Source organism: Curtobacterium aurantiacum (assembly GCF_018598555.1).
Classification (GTDB): domain Bacteria; phylum Actinomycetota; class Actinomycetes; order Actinomycetales; family Microbacteriaceae; genus Curtobacterium; species Curtobacterium aurantiacum.
Map to the genome: position 1 here is coordinate 1 of NZ_JAHEWN010000023.1, position 16225 is coordinate 16225.

Consider the following 16225-nt stretch of genomic DNA (forward strand, 5'->3'; position numbering starts at 1 on the left):
GGTGGAGAACCAGCGGTGTGCGGCTGGTGAGCGCTCCGGGTGGTTCCCGGTCGTTGCAGGTGATTCGGCACCCTCCGCGAGTCGGATTGGGAGGAGTTCTCCGACCCCGTCGCCTCTAGGCTCGGGCCATGCGGGGAACGACGATCCGACCGACCACCGAGGACGACTGGGAGTCTGTCCGGGCACTGCGGCTCGAGATGCTCCGGGACACCCCGAAGGCGTACGGCGAGCGGCTCGCCGACGCGGAGCGGATGCAGGAGCGTGAGTGGCGTCGACGCGGCCGCCGAGAGCACGACGTCGGCGGGACGACCCTCGCCGCGATCGACGCCGACGGCCGGTGGCTCGGGACGATGGGCGTGTTCGTACCCGGTCCCCGGGTCGGGCCACTCCTGGTCGGCGTCTACGTCACGCCCTCGCACCGGGGTCGTCGTGCCGGCGTCACCGATGCGCTGCTCGACGAGATCGAGGAGTGGGCGGCCGCGCACGGGTCGGCCCTGCGGCTGCACGTGCACGAGGGGAACGCCCGTGCGCAGGCCTTCTACGCCCGGCGTGGCTACGAGCCGACGGGGGCGACCGAGGCGTACGTGCTCGACCCGAGCGAACGGGAGATCGAGATGATCCGGCAGCTGCGGGGATCGCTGTGACCGGCGGGACGCCCGGGGCTGCAGGGCCCGCCGTGCGGTGGCTGCTGTCCGACGTGGGCGGAGTCCTCGAACTCGTCGACGACGCCGCCTGGCCCGGACACTTCCGGGCGCGGTGGGCCGAGCGTCTCGGGATGACGACGGACGACTTCTCCGCACGCCTCGTCGCGGCCGACCTGCCCGACACCTCGCGTCGGACGGGCGTCGTCGACCGGTACTGGGCCGGGATCGACGCGGCACTCGGGCTGACGGCCGACCAGCTCGCCGTCATGCGTGCCGACTTCTGGGATGCGTACTGCGGAACGCTGAACCAGCCGTTGTACGACTTCCTCGCCGGACTCCGCGGCACGATCGGCCTCGCGATCCTGTCGAACTCGGGCGATGGTGCCCGAGAAGAAGAGGAGCGACGCTTCGGGTTCTCGGCGGTGTTCGACCCGATCTGTTACTCCCACGAGATCGGTGTGAACAAGCCCGATGCCGAGGCGTTCCGCATCACGCTCGAGCGCTTGGGGGCGGACCCGGACGAGGTGTTCTTCGTGGACGACGTGCCCGAGAACATCGAGGCCGCACGTACGCTCGGCATCGGGGCACACCTGCACGTCGATACTGACGAGACGATCCGGGTGCTCGGTGCGGTCGTGCGGGGGAGCGCGCGGGAATGACCGTCGGCATCGTGTTCTTCGACGTCGACGGAACCATCGTCACCCCCGGTTCCAGCAGCAGTTTCCTGGCCGCCCGGTTCGGGCACCAGGACGCGCTCGACGACGCAGAAGCCAGCTACGCCGACGGTGCGCTCACCAATCAGCAGGTGAGCGAGATCGACGCCCTCGCGTGGCGAGGCACGACCACCGCGGCGATCGACCGGTGGCTCGACGATCTGCCGGTTCTGCCCGGAACCGAGACCGTCGTCGAGTGGTGTCGCGCCCACGGCGTCGAACCCGTGCTCGCGTCGCTCGCGTGGCAGCCCGTGACCCGTTCCCTCGCGCGGCGGTTCGGATTCGTCCCGAACGGCGGGCCGCGCGTGGGGGAGCGCAGCGGCGTCCACGACGGCACCGTCGCCGAGCACTTCGACGAGTTCGACAAACGGGACCGGGCGCTCGCGCTCGCTCGCGACATCCGTGTGCCGATCGAACACTGCTGCGCCATCGGCGACAGCCGATCGGACATCCCGCTCTTCCAGGCGCTCCCCAGTTCGCTGGCGCTCAACGCGAGTCCGGCGGCACGTGCCGCCGCGAGTGACTCGGTCGACGCGGACGATCTCGCACTCGTGATCCCGTGGCTCGAGCACTGGATCCAAGAACTCATCTGATCGAGCTGCGCCGCGAGCAGGACAGCTGCTCCCGCGCCGGCTCCGAGCCGGATGCGGCATGATCGATCCGTGTCTTCTGCTGTGAACCCGACCGACGCGTACCGTGCAGCCCGCGACCAGCTCCTCGCCGCGGACTCTCCCGAAGCGGCACGTGCCGGATTCCGGTGGCCGGACGTCGGCGAGACGTTCAACTGGGCGACCGACTGGTTCGACGTGATCGCCCGCGACAACAGCCGGACCGCGCTGTGGATCGTCGAGGAGGACGGTCAGGAGCAGCGACTGAGCTACGCCGAGATGGCCGCACGGTCGGATCGGCTCGCCGCGCGCCTGGACGGCTTCGGTGTGCAACAGGGCGACCACGTCCTCGTCATGCTCGGCAACCAGGTCGAGCTGTGGGAGACCATGCTCGCCGTGATCAAGCTCGGTGCGGTCATCCTGCCGACGTCGACGATGCTGGACACCGCCGACCTGCAGGACCGCGTCGACCGGGGCTCGGTGGCGCACGTCGTCACGAACAAGAGCGAGACGCACAAGTACGACGACGTCCACGGTGCCTTCACACGCATCGTGATCGGCGGTCCCGCCGAGGGGTGGACTGAGTACCCGGGTGACCTGGGCGAGCCCGCACCCGCCGACGAGGTCCGTCCCCACGTCGTCACCCGCACGACCGACCCGTGCCTGGTGTACTTCACGTCCGGCACGACGTCGAAGCCGAAGATGGTCGTGCACACCCAGACGTCGTACCCGGTCGGACACCTCAGCACCATGTACTGGCTCGGCGTCCGCCCCGGTGACGTGCACCTGACGATCAGCTCGCCCGGGTGGGGCAAGCACGCCTGGAGCTGCTTCTTCGCCCCGTGGATCGCCGAGGCCACCGTGTTCATCCACAACACCGCGCGGTTCGACCCCGTCGCGCTCCTCGCGCAGCTCGAACGAGCCGAGGTCAACACGTTCTGCGCGCCGCCCACCGCGTGGCGGATGATGCTGCAGTCCGACCTCGGCGCCAAGCCCCGGGCGCTCCGCGAAGTCATCTCGGCCGGGGAACCGCTCAATCCCGAGGTCATCGGCCGCGTCGAGGCGGCGTGGGGCCTCACCATCCGCGACGGCTACGGGCAGACCGAGACCACCGCGATCATCGGCAACGCCCCGGGCGCCCCCGTGACGCCCGGTGCGATGGGCAAGCCGCTCCCCGGCGTCACCGTCACGCTGATCGACCCGCTCACCGGCGAACCGGGCGACGAGGGCGAGGTCTGCCTGGACCTCACCGAACGGCCCGTCAACCTGATGGCCGAGTACCTCGGCGACCCCGACCGCACGGCGTCGTCGATGCGTGACGGCTTCTTCCACACCGGCGACATCGCCGTCCGCGACGCCGACGGCGAGCTGACGTTCATCGGCCGCACCGACGACGTGTTCAAGTCCTCCGACTACAAGGTGTCACCGTTCGAGGTGGAGAGCGCCCTGCTGCAGCACCCGGCCGTGGCCGAGAGCGCGGTCGTCCCGGCTCCCGACGACGCCCGTCTCAACGTCGTCAAGGCGTACGTCACGCTGGCCACCGGATGGGAGGCGTCGGCCGACACCGCCAGGCAGGTCCTGGAGTACGCGCGCACGGCCCTCCCCGCCTACGCGCGCGTCCGTCGGGTCGAGTTCGCGGCACTCCCGAAGACCATCTCGGGCAAGATCCGCCGCGTGGAGCTGCGGGAGCGCGAGGAGCAGTCGGTGACGAACGGCACGCGCGCCGAGGGAGAGTGGCGCGACGACGAGTTCCCCGGCCTCCGCGCACCCCGCCCACAGGCGAGCTGAACCGCACGGGCACCCAGGGCTCGACACATGGAACTGATCGGGGACGTCTCGCGCGGCGACTGGTTGCTGGCCCGGGCCGGCGTGTTCGCCACGTTCGGCGGCGTCGCGGGCACCGGCTTCGAGGCGTACGTCCGGATCCTGCATCCGCTCCGAGCGGATCGCGAAGACCGTACGAGCACGACGAGCACGACGAGCACCCGGTCCTCGAGTCGGCCGAGTGGCGCTGGGCCGACGTCGCCGCGCGCACCCGTCGGGCGATCGACCCGCTCGTGTCGTGGCAGACGCTCAGCGGTCGGGACGACGAGTCGGACCTGCCCTTCGAGGACGGCTGGGTCGTCCATCCACCCGAAGCGGGCTGGTACGAGCCGAAGCAACTCGCCGCGCTCACCGGGCTCCTCGCCGACGCGACGTCGACGCCGGACGACCTGATCGGGGCGATCTGGGACGGGTGGGGCGACCTGAACGGGACGTCGACCCTGGCGTTCGGGTGGCAGGGGAGCGGCGAGCCGACCGCAACCGAGCGCGCGGAGATGCAGGCGCACATTGCCCGGAGGCAGGCGCAGCACCGGCGGGAGCAGGCTGCCCTCCGGCAGTCGCTCGCGGGTCCGCGGTTCGCCCGGCCCGACCGGGAGTGCATCCTCTTCTCGACGTCCCTGCCGGAGCTCAGCGATCAGTCGTGGACGGAGGACGCCCGCGTCGGGACACCCCGCAGATGCTCTGGCCCGAGGGGCACGAGTGGGTGCTCGCCACCGAGATCGACTGGGACTCGACGATCGTCGCCGGCCCTCGGTCGCTCGTCGACGCGATCCTCGGCGACGACCGGTTCGAAGCGTTCGAGGTCGACGCGGAAGCGTCCCCGGGCTGATCACGCCGGCACGGTCGCCTCCGTGGTCACCCGGCGGACACTCCGGGTCGACGCGGCGGCCACGGTGGCGACGACGATGACGACGGCACACCCGATCAGGGTCGTGGTCGTCCCGGCGGCGTGCGCCAACGGTCCCACCAGGGCCTCGCCGAGCGGGACGGCGACGAACGACCCGACCATGTCGTACGAGTAGACCCGCGACAGCACAGCCCGGGGCACGTTCGACTGCAGCGCGTGGTCCCAGGCGATCGCGAACAGTTCGATGGCCACCCCGCCCAGGGCGAACGCGACGAGCAGGGTCGGCAGGGCCGGTGCGATGCCGAGCGCCAGGACGGGGATCGCGGTCACGGCCATCAGGGCGACGCCGATGCCGAGGGCGTGCCGTGGCCGCCACCGCAGCGCGATCAGCGCTCCGAGCGCCAGACCGACGGTCTGCGCGGCGACGACGAGCCCCCAACCCGCCCTGCCGAACGAACCGTCCGCGACCACCGGACCCAGCACGGTCGTCGCACCGACGAAGGCGGCGTTGAGCACCGCGAACTGGGCGACCACGGTCCAGACCCAGCGTCGTCCCGAGAACTCAGCCCATCCCTCCCGGATGTCCGCGATCACCGACGGACGGTCAGCCGGCGCGACGGACGGGCGACGTGGCAGTCGGATCCTCGCGTACAGGGCTGCAGCGACGGCGAAGCCGGCGGCGTCCGCCGCCAACCCCCACCCGGCGCCGACGAGTGCGACCATGCCGGCGCCGGCGGAGGCCCCGACGATGGTGCCGGCGTTGATGCTCAACCGGATCACGGCGTTCGCCGGGCGGAGCAGCGCCTCGGGCACGGTCTCGGGGACCATGGCAGCGGTCGTCGGCAGGCTCACCGCGGCGACCGCACCGTTCAGGACGCTCAGGACGACGAGGAGCGGGACGGTCGCGGTGCCCGTCAGGACCAGCCCGGCGACGGCGCCCTGCGTCAGGGCAGCTCCGAGTGACGTGGCGACGAGCACGACGTCACGGGGGAGGCGGTCCGCGATGACCCCGCCGAACAGCAGGACGGCGACGTTCGCGACCGATCGCGCGGCGACCACCAGCCCGAGGTCGACGGGGGACCCGGTGAGGTCGAGGACGGCGAACGCCAGGGCGATCGGGGCGACTGCGTTCCCGACGATGCTCACCGTCCGGGCGGCGAGCAGCCAGCGGAACGGTGCGTGGCCGAGTGCGCCTCGTGTCGACGCGCTCACGGTCGCCGCATCGGGAACATCGAGACGGTCATCGACACCGGAACCGTGCCCGGGGTGCGGGGCCGCTGCGCCGCGGCGTGGAGCAGAGCGGACGTCTGGCCGACGTGGTGCACCACGCGGCGCCACGTCTCCGGGCTGACCCACAGTTCGGCATCGGTGGAGACGCCGGGCCCCGTGGTCCGCTGCTGCACCCGTCGCCGGAGCTCGTCGACCTGCGCCTCGATGTACACGAGCTGGTCCTCGACCGAGACGTCGTCCGCGCCACCGTCGTCGCCACCGCCGCCGGATCGGCCGTCGGGGTCGAACGGCTGGGCCGACGACTCGTGCCGGTAACGCTTCGCCTCGCCGCCACGGAGCCGGACGACCTCGACGACGGTGACCAGTCCCGCCCGCTCAAGCACGCGCAGGTGGTAGCTCGCTGTGGCCTGCGAGAGCCCGAGCTCCCGGGCGGCCTCGGCGGCGCTCATCGCGGTGCTCGTCACGAGCGAGAGCAGGCGGAGCCGGATCGGGTGGGCGGTCGCCCGGAGGGACTGGAGGCTCGACATGCGGCAATGCTCTCCTGACTCGGAGACACCGTCAAACGGCCCTTTGGGGGTTGTCGGGAGCCGGCTGCGCACCGATCTTTCGCGTCCAGCGACAGTTCACGGCCCGCCGCACGCGTGAGCTGTCGCCCAGCGCGAAAACCCGCGCGACCCGCGCGACCCGCGCGACCGCCCGCGCCCGCCCGCGAGCCACCTCACCCTGTGGGTGCCCACATCTCCCCCCAACGGCGGACGCGGCGCCGACGCCGCCTCCCGTAGCGTCGAGGCCGTGATCGAAGTCAGCCACCTCACCAAACAGTACGGTCCGAAGACCGCCGTGGACGACGTCTCGTTCGTCGTGCGTCCCGGCAGCGTGACGGGCTTCCTCGGGCCCAACGGCGCCGGGAAGTCCACCACGATGCGCATGATCATGGGGCTGGACCGGCCCACGTCGGGCACGGCCACCGTGAACGGTCAGCCCTACACGAGCTTCCGCGACCCGCTCCGGCAGGTCGGCGCCCTGCTCGAGGCGAAGGCGGTGCACTCCGGCCGGAGCGCCTACAACCACCTGCTCTCCCTCGCGGCGACCCACGGCATCCCGAAGTCCCGCGTGCACGAGGTCATCGACATGACCGGCCTCGACTCGGTCGCGAAGAAGCGCGTCGGCGGGTTCTCGCTCGGCATGGGGCAGCGCCTGGGAATCGCTGCCGCACTGCTCGGTGACCCGAAGACCCTGATCCTCGACGAGCCGGTCAACGGCCTCGACCCCGACGGTGTCGTGTGGGTCCGTCAGCTCGCCCGCCGGATGGCCGCAGACGGTCGCACGGTGTTCCTGTCGAGCCACCTGATGAGCGAGATGGCGCAGACCGCCGACCGCGTGGTCGTCCTCGGCCGGGGCAAGGTCCTCGCCGACGCCCCGATCGCCGAGTTCGTCGCCGGTGGTGGAGCCGCTGCCGGCACCGAGGCCGCCGTCAGCCGCGTCATCGTCCGCACCCCGGACCCGAACGGCCTGTTCACCGCGATCGGCCCGAACGCCGCGGTCACCCAGCGTGAGGACGGCTCGTTCCTCGTCGTCGGGCCCGACGCGCCGACGGTCGGCAACATCGCCGCGCAGGCCGGCGTCCCCCTGCATGAACTCACCCCGACCGGCGCGAGCCTGGAGGAGGCCTACATGGCCCTCACCCGCGACGACGTCGAGTACCGATCGGAGGGCACCCGATGAGCGCCACCACCTCGCCCACCACGCCGTCGACCCGGATGTCCGGCTCGACCCGCCTGTCGTTCCCGCACCTGGTGCGGAGCGAGTGGATCAAGCTGCGGAGCATCCGTTCGACCTTCTGGTGCTACGCGATCCTGGTCGTCCTCACGATCGGCATGGCAGCGCTGGTCGGTGCGGTCGCGAGCGACAACGGGCAGGACGTCACCACGGACGTCGCCAACGGCACCTTCGTGAGCCTCAACGCCGTGGGCGTCCTGCTCTCGGCCCTCGTCATCGGGGTGCTCGGCGTCCTCATCATCACCGGTGAGTACGGCACGGGCCAGGTCCGCTCGACCTTCACCGCCGACCCGCGACGCACCGGCGTGATCCTGGCGAAGGCCACCGTCCTCGCCGTCACGACCTTCGTGGTCAGCGCCGTCGCCACCTGGATCGGCGTCCTCGTCTCGCTGCCGCTGCTGGCCGGCAACGGCATCGAGCCGGAGATCGGCGACCCGTCGGTGTTCCTGCCGATCCTCGGTTCGTCGGTCTTCCTGACCATGCTGGCGCTCCTCGCCTTCGGCATCGGTCTGCTCGTCCGGTCGAGCGCCGGTGGCATTGCGATCACGCTCGGCCTCCTGCTGGTCGTCCCGGGGGTGCTCGCACTCATGAGTGGACTGATGAAGGTCGACTGGCCGATGGACATCGCGGCGTTCCTGCCCGACTCGGCCGGCGGCCAGCTCTACGCCTACTCGTACGACGGCGCGAGCACGGTCGACAACAGTGGAGTCGTGCTGAACGGCTGGGGCGGCTTCGGCGTCCTCGCCGCCGAGGTGCTCGTCGTCGGTGGCATCGCCCTGACGCTCGCGCGCCGTCGCGACGTCTGACGCGACCACCCCCACGGACGGGAGGCGCGGTGCCAGCTGGCACCGCGCCTCCCGTCGTCCGCGGTGCGGGTCCAGAGCCTCGCTAGGCTCACAGGGTGCGCTCCGTCCCCGCCCTGCTCCTGCCCGCGATCGCGGGCGTGCTGCTGCTCGCCGGCTGCTCCGGGCCGCCGCCAGTCGACGAGGCGGCGCTGCATGCCTGGGAGAAGCGGCAGATGGCCACCGAGTCAGACCGAGATCGCGGTGCGATGTTCGCCCAGGCGTCCGCCGGACAGGGGGCGACGGGGGACGACGACGAAGCCGACCGGGGCATCACGATCAGCTTCGCGCACCCGGAGACGCTCGACCACCTCGAGTTCTCGTGCTTCGGGGACGGACACATGAGCGGTTCCCTCAGGGTCGTGTCCGGGTCCATGTCGCGGGTGCGCTTCGTCGACGAGCTGTCGTGCAGCGACGGGGAGCAGCACATCGACCTGCAGCGGAGTGAGCGCGCCGACGTGGACAGCATCTCCTTCAACGGGTTCGACAGCGACCGGGACAGCGCCTGGTACGTCCGGGTCATCGGCTCCGAGCCGGCGCAGGACTGACCCGCCGAGCGCTCAGGACCGCCGGACGTCGTAGCGGTGCAGGGTGACGCCGTTGTCGTAGCGCTGCTGCTCGAGCAGGTCGAGCTGCACGAGCGGACGGTGCCCCGACACCGGCGCATCGAACAGCGGCCGACCGGCACGGAGCACCGACGGGTGTGTGAAGAGCATGACCTCGTCGAGCAGCCCGGCGTCGAGCAGCTGACTCGCGATGCTCGGCCCACCCACGCCGATGTCGCCGTCGCCGGAGGCACGGATCGCGGCCAGCTCGGCGATCGCTTCGCCGCCGCCACCGATGACACGGGTGTCGTGGTCGGCGGTGGTCCGGGTACGGGACACGAGGATCTTCGGCTGTGCGGTCCAGATCTCGCCGTACTCGCGCAGGTACTGCGGCATCGACTCGTCGTGCCGGGCGTCCGGCCAGAACGGGTCCATCATGTCGCGCACGATCCGGCCCTCGACGGACAGGGTCATCGCGGCGGCACGGGCGTTGAACTCGCGGTGCAGCGGCTCGTCGATCCGGATCCAGTCGGGTCCGTCCAGGCCGTCGTGCTCGCCGGGGGCCCGTTCGACGAACCCGTCGACGGAGACGTTGATCCAGTAGACGAACCTCGCGGGCATGGCATGACTCCTTCGTCGCACCGATCGGGGCGGAACCGTGGCGGTCGCCCGCGGCCGAGCGTACGCTCGCGGACGTCGCCCGTCGACACCCGCAGTCCCTCCAGCAGCACCTCCCTCAACGACGAGAGCAGGTCCGGCATGCGCCGATCGTCCACCGCACTCCTCGCCGTCGTGACGTTCCTCGGCGTCGCGGCCACGGGCCTCCAGGCCGGACCAGCGGATGCGTCCGCGGTCACCGGCCGCACGGCCGAGGCGACGACCACCACGACCGTGGCGTCCGACGCTGCGAGCCGGCACGGCCGCGCAGCACCCAGCCACCGGAACCCGATGGCGCTCAGCCTGCCGGACGGACAGACCGCCGCGAGCTGCGCGGACCCGACCGTGATCCACGGTGCCGGACGCGACCGGAACTGGTACCTGTACTGCACGACCGACGCACTCACCGCGACGGAGCAGAACCCGGACGGGTCCCTCGTGCAGCACGCGGTGCCGACGTACCGGTCGACGGACCTGACGAACTGGACCTACGTCAACGACGCGTTCCCGACGAAGCCCGCCTGGGTGGGCGACGCGAACGGGGTCTGGGCGCCGGACATCGTGTACCGCGCGGGCGAACGCGGCCGGGCCGGCACCTGGTACCTGTACTACGCCGCCTCGGACACCCCGTCGGCGACGGGTCCGACCGGTGGCGGTTCCGCGGTGGGCGTGGCGACGAGCTCGAGCCCGACCGGCCCGTGGAAGGACTCCGGTGGCCCGGTCGTGGCACCGCAGACCGCACCGAACGGCGACGGCGCGCGGTGGGCGTTCGACCCCGAGGTCATCACGGACAAGGGCAGGACCTACCTGTACTTCGGCAGCTACTTCGGCGGGGTGAACGTCCGTCGGCTCAGCGCCGACGGGCTGCGCTCCGACCCGTCGTCCGAGCGGCAGATCGCGATCGACAACCGCTACGAGGGCGCGTACCTGATGCGGCACGGCGGCTGGTGGTACTTCATGGGCTCCGCCACGAACTGCTGCAACGGTGCCCTGACCGGCTACGGCGTCTTCGTCGCCCGCTCGCGCAGCCCGCTCGGACCGTTCACGGACCGTGACGGGGTGGCGATCACGAGCACCCGGGTCGGCGGCACGCCCCTGCTCGCGCAGAACGGCAACCGCTGGGTGGGGACGGGGCACAACACGGTCATCACCGACTTCGCCGGGCAGGACTGGATCATCTACCACGCGGCGGACCGGAACGACCCGTACTACGCGGGCCAGCCGACCTACACGAAGCGTCCGGCGCTGATCGACCCGCTCGACTGGCGGCGCGGCTGGCCGGTCGTCCGCGGTGGGGCCGGCCCCTCGGACTCGGTGCAGCCGGGGCCGGTCGCCCAGCCGGGGCAACGGCCGACGTACCGGGCGTCCAGCGCGCCCGTCGACGTGCCGGGCCGGACGATCCGGGCGCTGTCGGCCTCGTTCGACGGCACCACGTTGCCGCCCGCTCTCACCTGGACGCGTGAGCCCGACCCGTCGACGTGGACCGTCGCCGACGGCACGTTCCGCTGGCAGACGCAGGACGCCGACATCCACCCGCCGCAGACGCCGCTGGCCTCGGTGCTGTCCGAACCGGCACCCCGTGGCGACTACGTGCTCCAGACCACGGTCGGGGTGGACACCCCGGCCACCGGCGACGGGCTGAACTACGTGCAAGGCGGCCTGATCGTGTGGGGTGACGACGGGAACTACGTCCGGCTGACGTCGAACTCGATCTTCAACACCCGCCAGACCGAGTTCGGTAAGCAGGTGTCCGGGCAACCGGCCGGCGCGCCGAGCTACGGCAACATGGTCGTCGGTCCGGTGGGGGACACCACCACGCTCCGGATCGTGCACCGCGAGGTCCGGGGTGAGCACCGGTACACGGCGTACACGAGCCTCGACGGCCGGCACTTCGTCCGGGGCGGGACGTGGACGGCGGACCTCGGCAGCACGCCGCGGGTCGGACTCATCTCGCTCGGCGGCTCCGGGTTCACCAGCACCTTCGAGGACCTCCGCGTCAGCACGGTCGCCACGAACCGCTGACCGCGGCGGGGCGTGGAAGCCGCAAGACACCGGTGTTCGCAGGCTGAACCGCGGTCTGCGCGTGTTCGACCCGCGAACACCGGTGTCTTGCGTCACCGCCCCGTCGCTGTCAGGACTCCTCGGAGATCGCCCCGACGGTCTCGCCGGTCTGCCCGGCCTCGAGCTTCCGGGCGACGTCGGCCTGGCTGATCATCCCGACCAGTCGTTGGCCGTCGATCACGGGGAGACGCCGGACCTGGTGCTGCTCCATCGTGGTCAGCGCGTCACGGATGTCGTCGTCGGCACCGATCGTGACGACCTCGCTGAAGCCCAGGTCCTTCGCCGTGTAGTCGCCGGGGGTCCCGCCCTTGGCGACGCACTTCACGACGATGTCGCGGTCCGTCAACACGCCCTTGAGCTTGTCGTCCTCGCCGCAGATCGGCAGGGCACCCACGTCCAGGTCTGCCATCTTCTTCGCCGCGTCGACCAGCGTGTCGTTCTCGCCGACACACTCGGCGCCCTCGGTCATGATCTCGCGTGCAGTGGTCATGGTGCGTCCTTCCATCGGTTCTGGGAGTCCCCGTGTACGCGTGGCCGCATCCCCGTCGACGCAGATCGCCGTGCGGCCCGCGTCGACCGGACAGGCAGCGGACCACTGCGCGTTCAGCCGCAGAACGTCGTCGGTGAACCGGATACCCGTCGGGATGCGAAGATGCATCGTTGGTGCCGGAGCCGAGAACGAGGGTTGGATGATCCCGACGCAGGAACACGACGCGAGCGCGCCGCTGCTCGACGGTCGGTACCGCTTGGAGCAAGCGATCGGTCAGGGCGGCATGTCCGTCGTCTACCGGGGTGTGGACGAGAGTCTGCACCGCCCGGTCGCGATCAAGCTGTTCCACGCGGGCATCGTCGACATCGCCCGCCAGGAGGCCGAACTCGGCGTCCTGGCATCGCTCGAGCACCACAACCTCGTCAGCCTGCTCGACGCCGGGGTCCTCACTGGCCAGGACGGCACGCAGCAGCGCTACATCGTGATGTCGCTCGTCGTCGGGCAGGACCTCGAGGAGCGCCTCGCCGTCGGCCCGCTCGCGTCGCGCCACATCGCCGAGATCGGCTACGACATGGCCGAGGCCCTCGACTACATCCACGCCCACGGTGTCGTGCACCGCGACATCAAGCCGTCGAACATCCTGCTCGTCGACTACGGCAACGGCTCCGACCGCGCCCGCGCACGCCTGACCGACTTCGGCATCGCGCTCGCCGCCGGGGTCGAACGCCTGACCGCCGACGGCGTCACCACCGGCACCGCCGCCTACCTCAGCCCGGAGCAGGCCCGCGGTGGCGAGGTCGGCCCGCCGAGCGACGTCTACTCGCTCGGACTCGTGCTGCTGCAGTGCTTCACCCGCCGCCGCGAGTTCCCCGGCTCGCTCGTCGAGTCCGCCGTCGCACGGCTGTCCCGCGACCCCGTGGTCCCCGAGCCCCTGCCCGAGCACTGGAAGCACCTGCTCCGCGCCATGACCGCGCAGGACCCCGCGGCCCGTCCGCTCGGGGCCGAGCTGGTCACCATGCTCCGCGACGTCGTGATCGCCGAGACCGCCGCACCGGACCACGTGGTCGAACCGGCGGACGAGACGGCGCCGGTGCCGACGCGCGCCGACACGGATCGCCCCGCGACCCTCGACACCCTGCCCGACGAGTCGCTGCAGCGCACGACGGCGATGGCCGCCCGGCTGTTCGACGCGCCGATCGCCCTGGTCGAGGTGCTCGACGAGGACCGCGAGTGGTCCCAGTCCTACATCGCCGAGGGCGTCGACGAGGCGGCGCGGAGCATCAGCTTCCGCAACGGCTTCGCGCCGGTCCCCGTCCCCGTCGTGATCCCGGACGGCTCCGCGCACCCCGAGATGCGCAACAGCCCCCTGGTGACCGGCCCGCTCGGCATCCGCTTCTACGTCAGCGTCCCCCTCGTCAAGCACGACGGTGCGACCATCGGCACGCTCGCGGTGCTCGACACCCGCCCGCGTCAGGCCACCGAGGACGACCTCGCGAACCTCCGCGACCTGGCGGCGCTCGCCGTCACCCAGCTCGAGATCCGCCAGGAGTCCCTGCGGACGACCAGCGACTCGCTGCCGGTCCCGCGGGTGGTCGGCGACCAGACCGCCTGACGGGAGGCCCGGTGCCAGCCGGCACCGCGCCTCCCGCCCGTGTCGAGGTCGCGACCACCGCCGCGCTGACGCCGTCCGCCGAGCGCTCACGATCCATCGCCTGACGCGCTCCCGCGCGACGGTCCGTGGCCGCTCGACCACCGGGCGGTGGTGTGTCCTGACCGCTCACGGACCCGGTACCCGGCTGACCCCTGCCGAGCGGGCGGAATGCCGGGGTGCCTCCGCGTGCCGACCCGGGTGTTCCGCCCGCTCGTGCGGGGCCCGCTCAGCCGAGGCGGGTCGCGGAGAGGCCGCCGTCCACGTCGATGGTGGCGCCGTGCACGAAGGTCGCCTCGTCGGAGGCCAGCCAGCGCACGGCGAACGCGACGTCTGCCGGTCGGACGGGTGCGCCGGCCGGGGTGCCCGCCGTCATCTGCGCGAGGACGTCGTGCGAGTCCGCGTTGCCCGGCGTCGCGGTGGCACCGGGCGACACCGTCGACACCCGCACGCCGTGCGGCCCGAACTCAGCTGCCCAGGCTCGGGTCAGCTGCTCGACGGCGGCCTTCGTCGCCGGGTAGAGCGCCGTGAACGGGACGCCGACGCGGGACATCCACGAGCCGATGTTCACGATGACGCCCGAGCCACGTTCGACCATGGCGGGGGCCAGCGCTCCGACCAGCACGTGGGGTGCGCGGACGTTCGTGGCCCAGAGCGCCTCGGCGTCGTCGTCGGCGAGCAGCGCGGTGGGCCCGACCGGGTAGACGCCGGCGTTGTTCACGAGGACGTCGACCCGGCCACCGAGGGCTTGGGCAGCGCTGGCAGCGAGGTCGCGGACCGCGTCGGGGTGCGTGTTCAGGTCGCCGATCACGGCGACGGCGGTGCCTCCGGAGGCGGTGATGGTGTCCACCACGGCCCGCGTACGCTCCGGGTCGCGGCCCGCCACCGCGACGGTGGCGCCGGAGGCGGCGAGGACACGGGCGACGGCTTCGCCGATGCCGCTCGATGCGCCGGTCACCAGCGCGGTGCGGCCGGCCAGTCGGTCGTCGAGGGTCAGGGAGTCGAGGAGTGCTTCGTTGGTGTGCATGCTCCGATGCTCGGTCCGATGAGCCGGTCGGCGGTTGCCCAGGACTCCGGAGTGCTTGCCGGATCCTGCACGGGCAGGGCAAGCGTCGGATGCCTCGACAGAATGGGCACATGGACGACGTCACCTCGGACCGGCTGGACCGTGCGCTGCAGAGCGTCCTCGCCCACCTCGACGACACGGAGCGCGCCGCACGGCTCGGCCTCCGCCTGGCCCGGGTCGACCGTCCGACCGACCTCGGGTACCAGCGCTACACGCCGTCGGTGTCGGTGGTGCTCGCCGGACGGAAACGCTCCGTCGTCGGGGACGACGACCAGCTCTGGGGTCGCGAGCGCTACATCATCACGCCCGTCGACCTGCCCGTGATCGCCGGGGTGGTCGAGGTCGAAGCACCCGCAGGGTTCGTCGCGGTCGTCTGGCAGCTCGACCCCGCGGTGGTGGCCGAGGTCGCGACGGCGATGTCCCGTCCGCACCAGGACGAGGCGCCGCCGACACGACTCGGCAGCTGGACCCCGGCCCTGGCGGACGCGTTCGCCCGGCTCGTCGGACTGCTCGATGCTCCGGAGGACATGGCCGTCCTCGCCCCGCTCGTCACCCGCGAGGTCGTGCTCCGTCTGCTGCAGACCGACCAGGCGCCGCGCATCCTGGCAGCGATCGGCAACCGGGACGGAGACGTCGTCGCTGCGGCCACGGCGCTGCTCACCGACCGGTTGGCGGACCCGTGGTCGGTGGCCGGCCTGGCCGCGGCGGTCCGGACGAGTGAGTCGACCCTGTTCGCGCGCTTCCGGCAGGTCACCGGGATGAGTCCCGTGCAGTACCTGCGGCGGTTGCGGCTCGGCGAGGCCCGGCGGCGGATGATCGTGCTCGGTGACACCGCCGCGCAGGCTGCGGTGGCGGTGGGGTACCGGAGCGCTTCACACTTCTCGCGCGACTACCGCGCCCTGCACGGCCGGCCACCGGCTGCCGACGCCGGTCGGGCCCGTGAACTGCTCGCACGGGGTGAGGTCGCGATCGCCTGACGCGCGTCAGTCCTCGGTGAGGGCCGCCGCGTAGGCGCGGACGGAGCGGTGGTACCGGGGCAGCGTCGGCTCGACGGCCTCGATCGCGACGCGCAGCGCCTCGGCGGAGCGTCCCGCGCTGTGCAGGGCGAGCGCGAGGAACACCGGGGGCGCCGCTCCGGTGGCGGGGTGCTCCGGAGCGTCGCGGAGCATCGCGATGGCAGCGTCGATCCGGCCGAGGTTCCGCAAGGTCGAGGCGTGCTGGACGACCATCCGCGCGGCGCGGACCGGGTCGACGCTGTCCAGACCGGCCGC

At 71.9% G+C, this 16225-nt stretch carries 16 protein-coding genes and 1 pseudogene; 11 read left to right on the plus strand and 6 right to left on the minus strand.

Features of this window, described 5'->3' with window-relative positions:
• The first annotated feature begins 128 nt into the window (after positions 1-128).
• From KK087_RS15595 to KK087_RS15615, 5 genes are all read left to right on the plus strand, one after another.
• Positions 129-644 carry a GNAT family N-acetyltransferase gene (locus tag KK087_RS15595; RefSeq protein WP_214531294.1) on the plus strand — a complete coding sequence of 172 codons (516 nt, stop codon included), beginning with the start codon at positions 129-131 and terminating at the stop codon, positions 642-644.
• Between the two features lie 32 nt (positions 645-676).
• Positions 677-1303, plus strand: coding sequence for an HAD family hydrolase (locus tag KK087_RS15600; RefSeq protein ID WP_307860105.1), 627 nt, complete (start codon positions 677-679; stop codon positions 1301-1303).
• Complete coding sequence (locus KK087_RS15605) at positions 1300-1950, plus strand: HAD family hydrolase (RefSeq protein WP_214544567.1); 651 nt, start codon at positions 1300-1302, stop codon at positions 1948-1950. Before KK087_RS15600 ends, KK087_RS15605 begins: the two co-directional genes overlap by 4 nt.
• A gap of 51 nt (positions 1951-2001) precedes the next feature.
• Positions 2002-3753 carry an AMP-binding protein gene (locus KK087_RS15610; RefSeq protein WP_214566519.1) on the plus strand — a complete coding sequence of 584 codons (1752 nt, stop codon included), beginning with the start codon at positions 2002-2004 and terminating at the stop codon, positions 3751-3753.
• Positions 3754-4429: 676 nt separating this feature from the next.
• On the plus strand, positions 4430-4618 hold the full coding sequence (locus tag KK087_RS15615) for a hypothetical protein (protein ID WP_214566520.1): 189 nt from the start codon (positions 4430-4432) through the stop codon (positions 4616-4618).
• Here KK087_RS15615 and KK087_RS15620 read toward each other — a convergent pair whose 3' ends face one another.
• Together KK087_RS15620 and KK087_RS15625 are read right to left on the minus strand one after the other, a co-directional pair.
• Positions 4619-5848 carry an MFS transporter gene (locus tag KK087_RS15620; protein ID WP_214566522.1) on the minus strand — a complete coding sequence of 410 codons (1230 nt, stop codon included), beginning with the start codon at positions 5846-5848 and terminating at the stop codon, positions 4619-4621.
• Entirely contained in the window at positions 5845-6393 is a 549-nt protein-coding gene (locus KK087_RS15625) for an ArsR/SmtB family transcription factor (RefSeq protein WP_214531288.1), read from the minus strand. Before KK087_RS15625 ends, KK087_RS15620 begins: the two co-directional genes overlap by 4 nt.
• A 265-nt stretch (positions 6394-6658) precedes the next feature.
• Here KK087_RS15625 and KK087_RS15630 point away from each other — a divergent pair, with 265 nt between their 5' ends.
• From KK087_RS15630 to KK087_RS15640, 3 genes are all read left to right on the plus strand, one after another.
• Positions 6659-7591, plus strand: a complete 933-nt coding sequence (locus KK087_RS15630; RefSeq protein ID WP_128781766.1) for an ABC transporter ATP-binding protein — start codon at positions 6659-6661, stop codon at positions 7589-7591.
• Positions 7588-8451, plus strand: coding sequence for an ABC transporter permease (locus KK087_RS15635; protein WP_214566524.1), 864 nt, complete (start codon positions 7588-7590; stop codon positions 8449-8451). The genes KK087_RS15630 and KK087_RS15635 overlap by 4 nt, the downstream gene beginning before the upstream one ends.
• Positions 8452-8546: 95 nt before the next feature.
• The gene (locus KK087_RS15640; protein WP_214566526.1) at positions 8547-9035 is read left to right on the plus strand and encodes a hypothetical protein; all 489 of its coding nucleotides are present in this window, start codon (positions 8547-8549) and stop codon (positions 9033-9035) included.
• A 12-nt stretch (positions 9036-9047) separates the two neighbouring features.
• Here KK087_RS15640 and KK087_RS15645 read toward each other — a convergent pair whose 3' ends face one another.
• Positions 9048-9653, minus strand: coding sequence for a dihydrofolate reductase family protein (locus tag KK087_RS15645; RefSeq protein ID WP_214566528.1), 606 nt, complete (start codon positions 9651-9653; stop codon positions 9048-9050).
• Between the two features lie 138 nt (positions 9654-9791).
• On the opposite strand from KK087_RS15645, the gene KK087_RS15650 reads away from it, so the two are divergent.
• On the plus strand, positions 9792-11711 hold the full coding sequence (locus KK087_RS15650; protein ID WP_214566530.1) for a glycoside hydrolase family 43 protein: 1920 nt from the start codon (positions 9792-9794) through the stop codon (positions 11709-11711).
• A 109-nt stretch (positions 11712-11820) separates the two neighbouring features.
• Here KK087_RS15650 and KK087_RS15655 read toward each other — a convergent pair whose 3' ends face one another.
• The gene (locus tag KK087_RS15655) at positions 11821-12240 is read right to left on the minus strand and encodes a CBS domain-containing protein (RefSeq protein ID WP_214566532.1); all 420 of its coding nucleotides are present in this window, start codon (positions 12238-12240) and stop codon (positions 11821-11823) included.
• 199 nt (positions 12241-12439) lie between these two features.
• Between KK087_RS15655 and KK087_RS15660 the strand changes: the two genes are divergently transcribed.
• Positions 12440-13852 (plus strand): protein kinase domain-containing protein, encoded by a 1413-nt coding sequence (locus KK087_RS15660; RefSeq protein WP_214531282.1) that lies wholly within the window; start codon positions 12440-12442, stop codon positions 13850-13852.
• A gap of 265 nt (positions 13853-14117) precedes the next feature.
• Here the strand turns inward: KK087_RS15660 and KK087_RS15665 are convergent, their stop codons facing one another.
• Positions 14118-14915, minus strand: a complete 798-nt coding sequence (locus KK087_RS15665; RefSeq protein WP_214566534.1) for an SDR family NAD(P)-dependent oxidoreductase — start codon at positions 14913-14915, stop codon at positions 14118-14120.
• Positions 14916-15025: 110 nt separating this feature from the next.
• Between KK087_RS15665 and KK087_RS15670 the strand changes: the two genes are divergently transcribed.
• Positions 15026-15931 carry an AraC family transcriptional regulator gene (locus KK087_RS15670; RefSeq protein WP_214566536.1) on the plus strand — a complete coding sequence of 302 codons (906 nt, stop codon included), beginning with the start codon at positions 15026-15028 and terminating at the stop codon, positions 15929-15931.
• 6 nt (positions 15932-15937) lie between these two features.
• Here KK087_RS15670 and KK087_RS15675 read toward each other — a convergent pair.
• Positions 15938-16219, minus strand: a pseudogene (locus tag KK087_RS15675) (tetratricopeptide repeat protein); the annotation flags it as partial.
• Positions 16220-16225: the final 6 nt, after the last annotated feature.

Coding starts and splice junctions, on each gene's coding strand:
- KK087_RS15595 (WP_214531294.1), top strand. CDS start 129: ATGCGGGGAACGACGATCCGACCGACCACCGAGGACGACTGGGAGTCT.
- KK087_RS15605 (WP_214544567.1), top strand. CDS start 1,300: ATGACCGTCGGCATCGTGTTCTTCGACGTCGACGGAACCATCGTCACC.
- KK087_RS15610 (WP_214566519.1), top strand. CDS start 2,002: ATGCGGCATGATCGATCCGTGTCTTCTGCTGTGAACCCGACCGACGCG.
- KK087_RS15625 (WP_214531288.1), bottom strand. CDS start 6,393: ATGTCGAGCCTCCAGTCCCTCCGGGCGACCGCCCACCCGATCCGGCTC.
- KK087_RS15635 (WP_214566524.1), top strand. CDS start 7,588: ATGAGCGCCACCACCTCGCCCACCACGCCGTCGACCCGGATGTCCGGC.
- KK087_RS15645 (WP_214566528.1), bottom strand. CDS start 9,653: ATGCCCGCGAGGTTCGTCTACTGGATCAACGTCTCCGTCGACGGGTTC.
- KK087_RS15650 (WP_214566530.1), top strand. CDS start 9,792: ATGCGCCGATCGTCCACCGCACTCCTCGCCGTCGTGACGTTCCTCGGC.
- KK087_RS15655 (WP_214566532.1), bottom strand. CDS start 12,240: ATGACCACTGCACGCGAGATCATGACCGAGGGCGCCGAGTGTGTCGGC.
- KK087_RS15660 (WP_214531282.1), top strand. CDS start 12,440: ATGATCCCGACGCAGGAACACGACGCGAGCGCGCCGCTGCTCGACGGT.
- KK087_RS15665 (WP_214566534.1), bottom strand. CDS start 14,915: ATGCACACCAACGAAGCACTCCTCGACTCCCTGACCCTCGACGACCGA.
- KK087_RS15670 (WP_214566536.1), top strand. CDS start 15,026: ATGGACGACGTCACCTCGGACCGGCTGGACCGTGCGCTGCAGAGCGTC.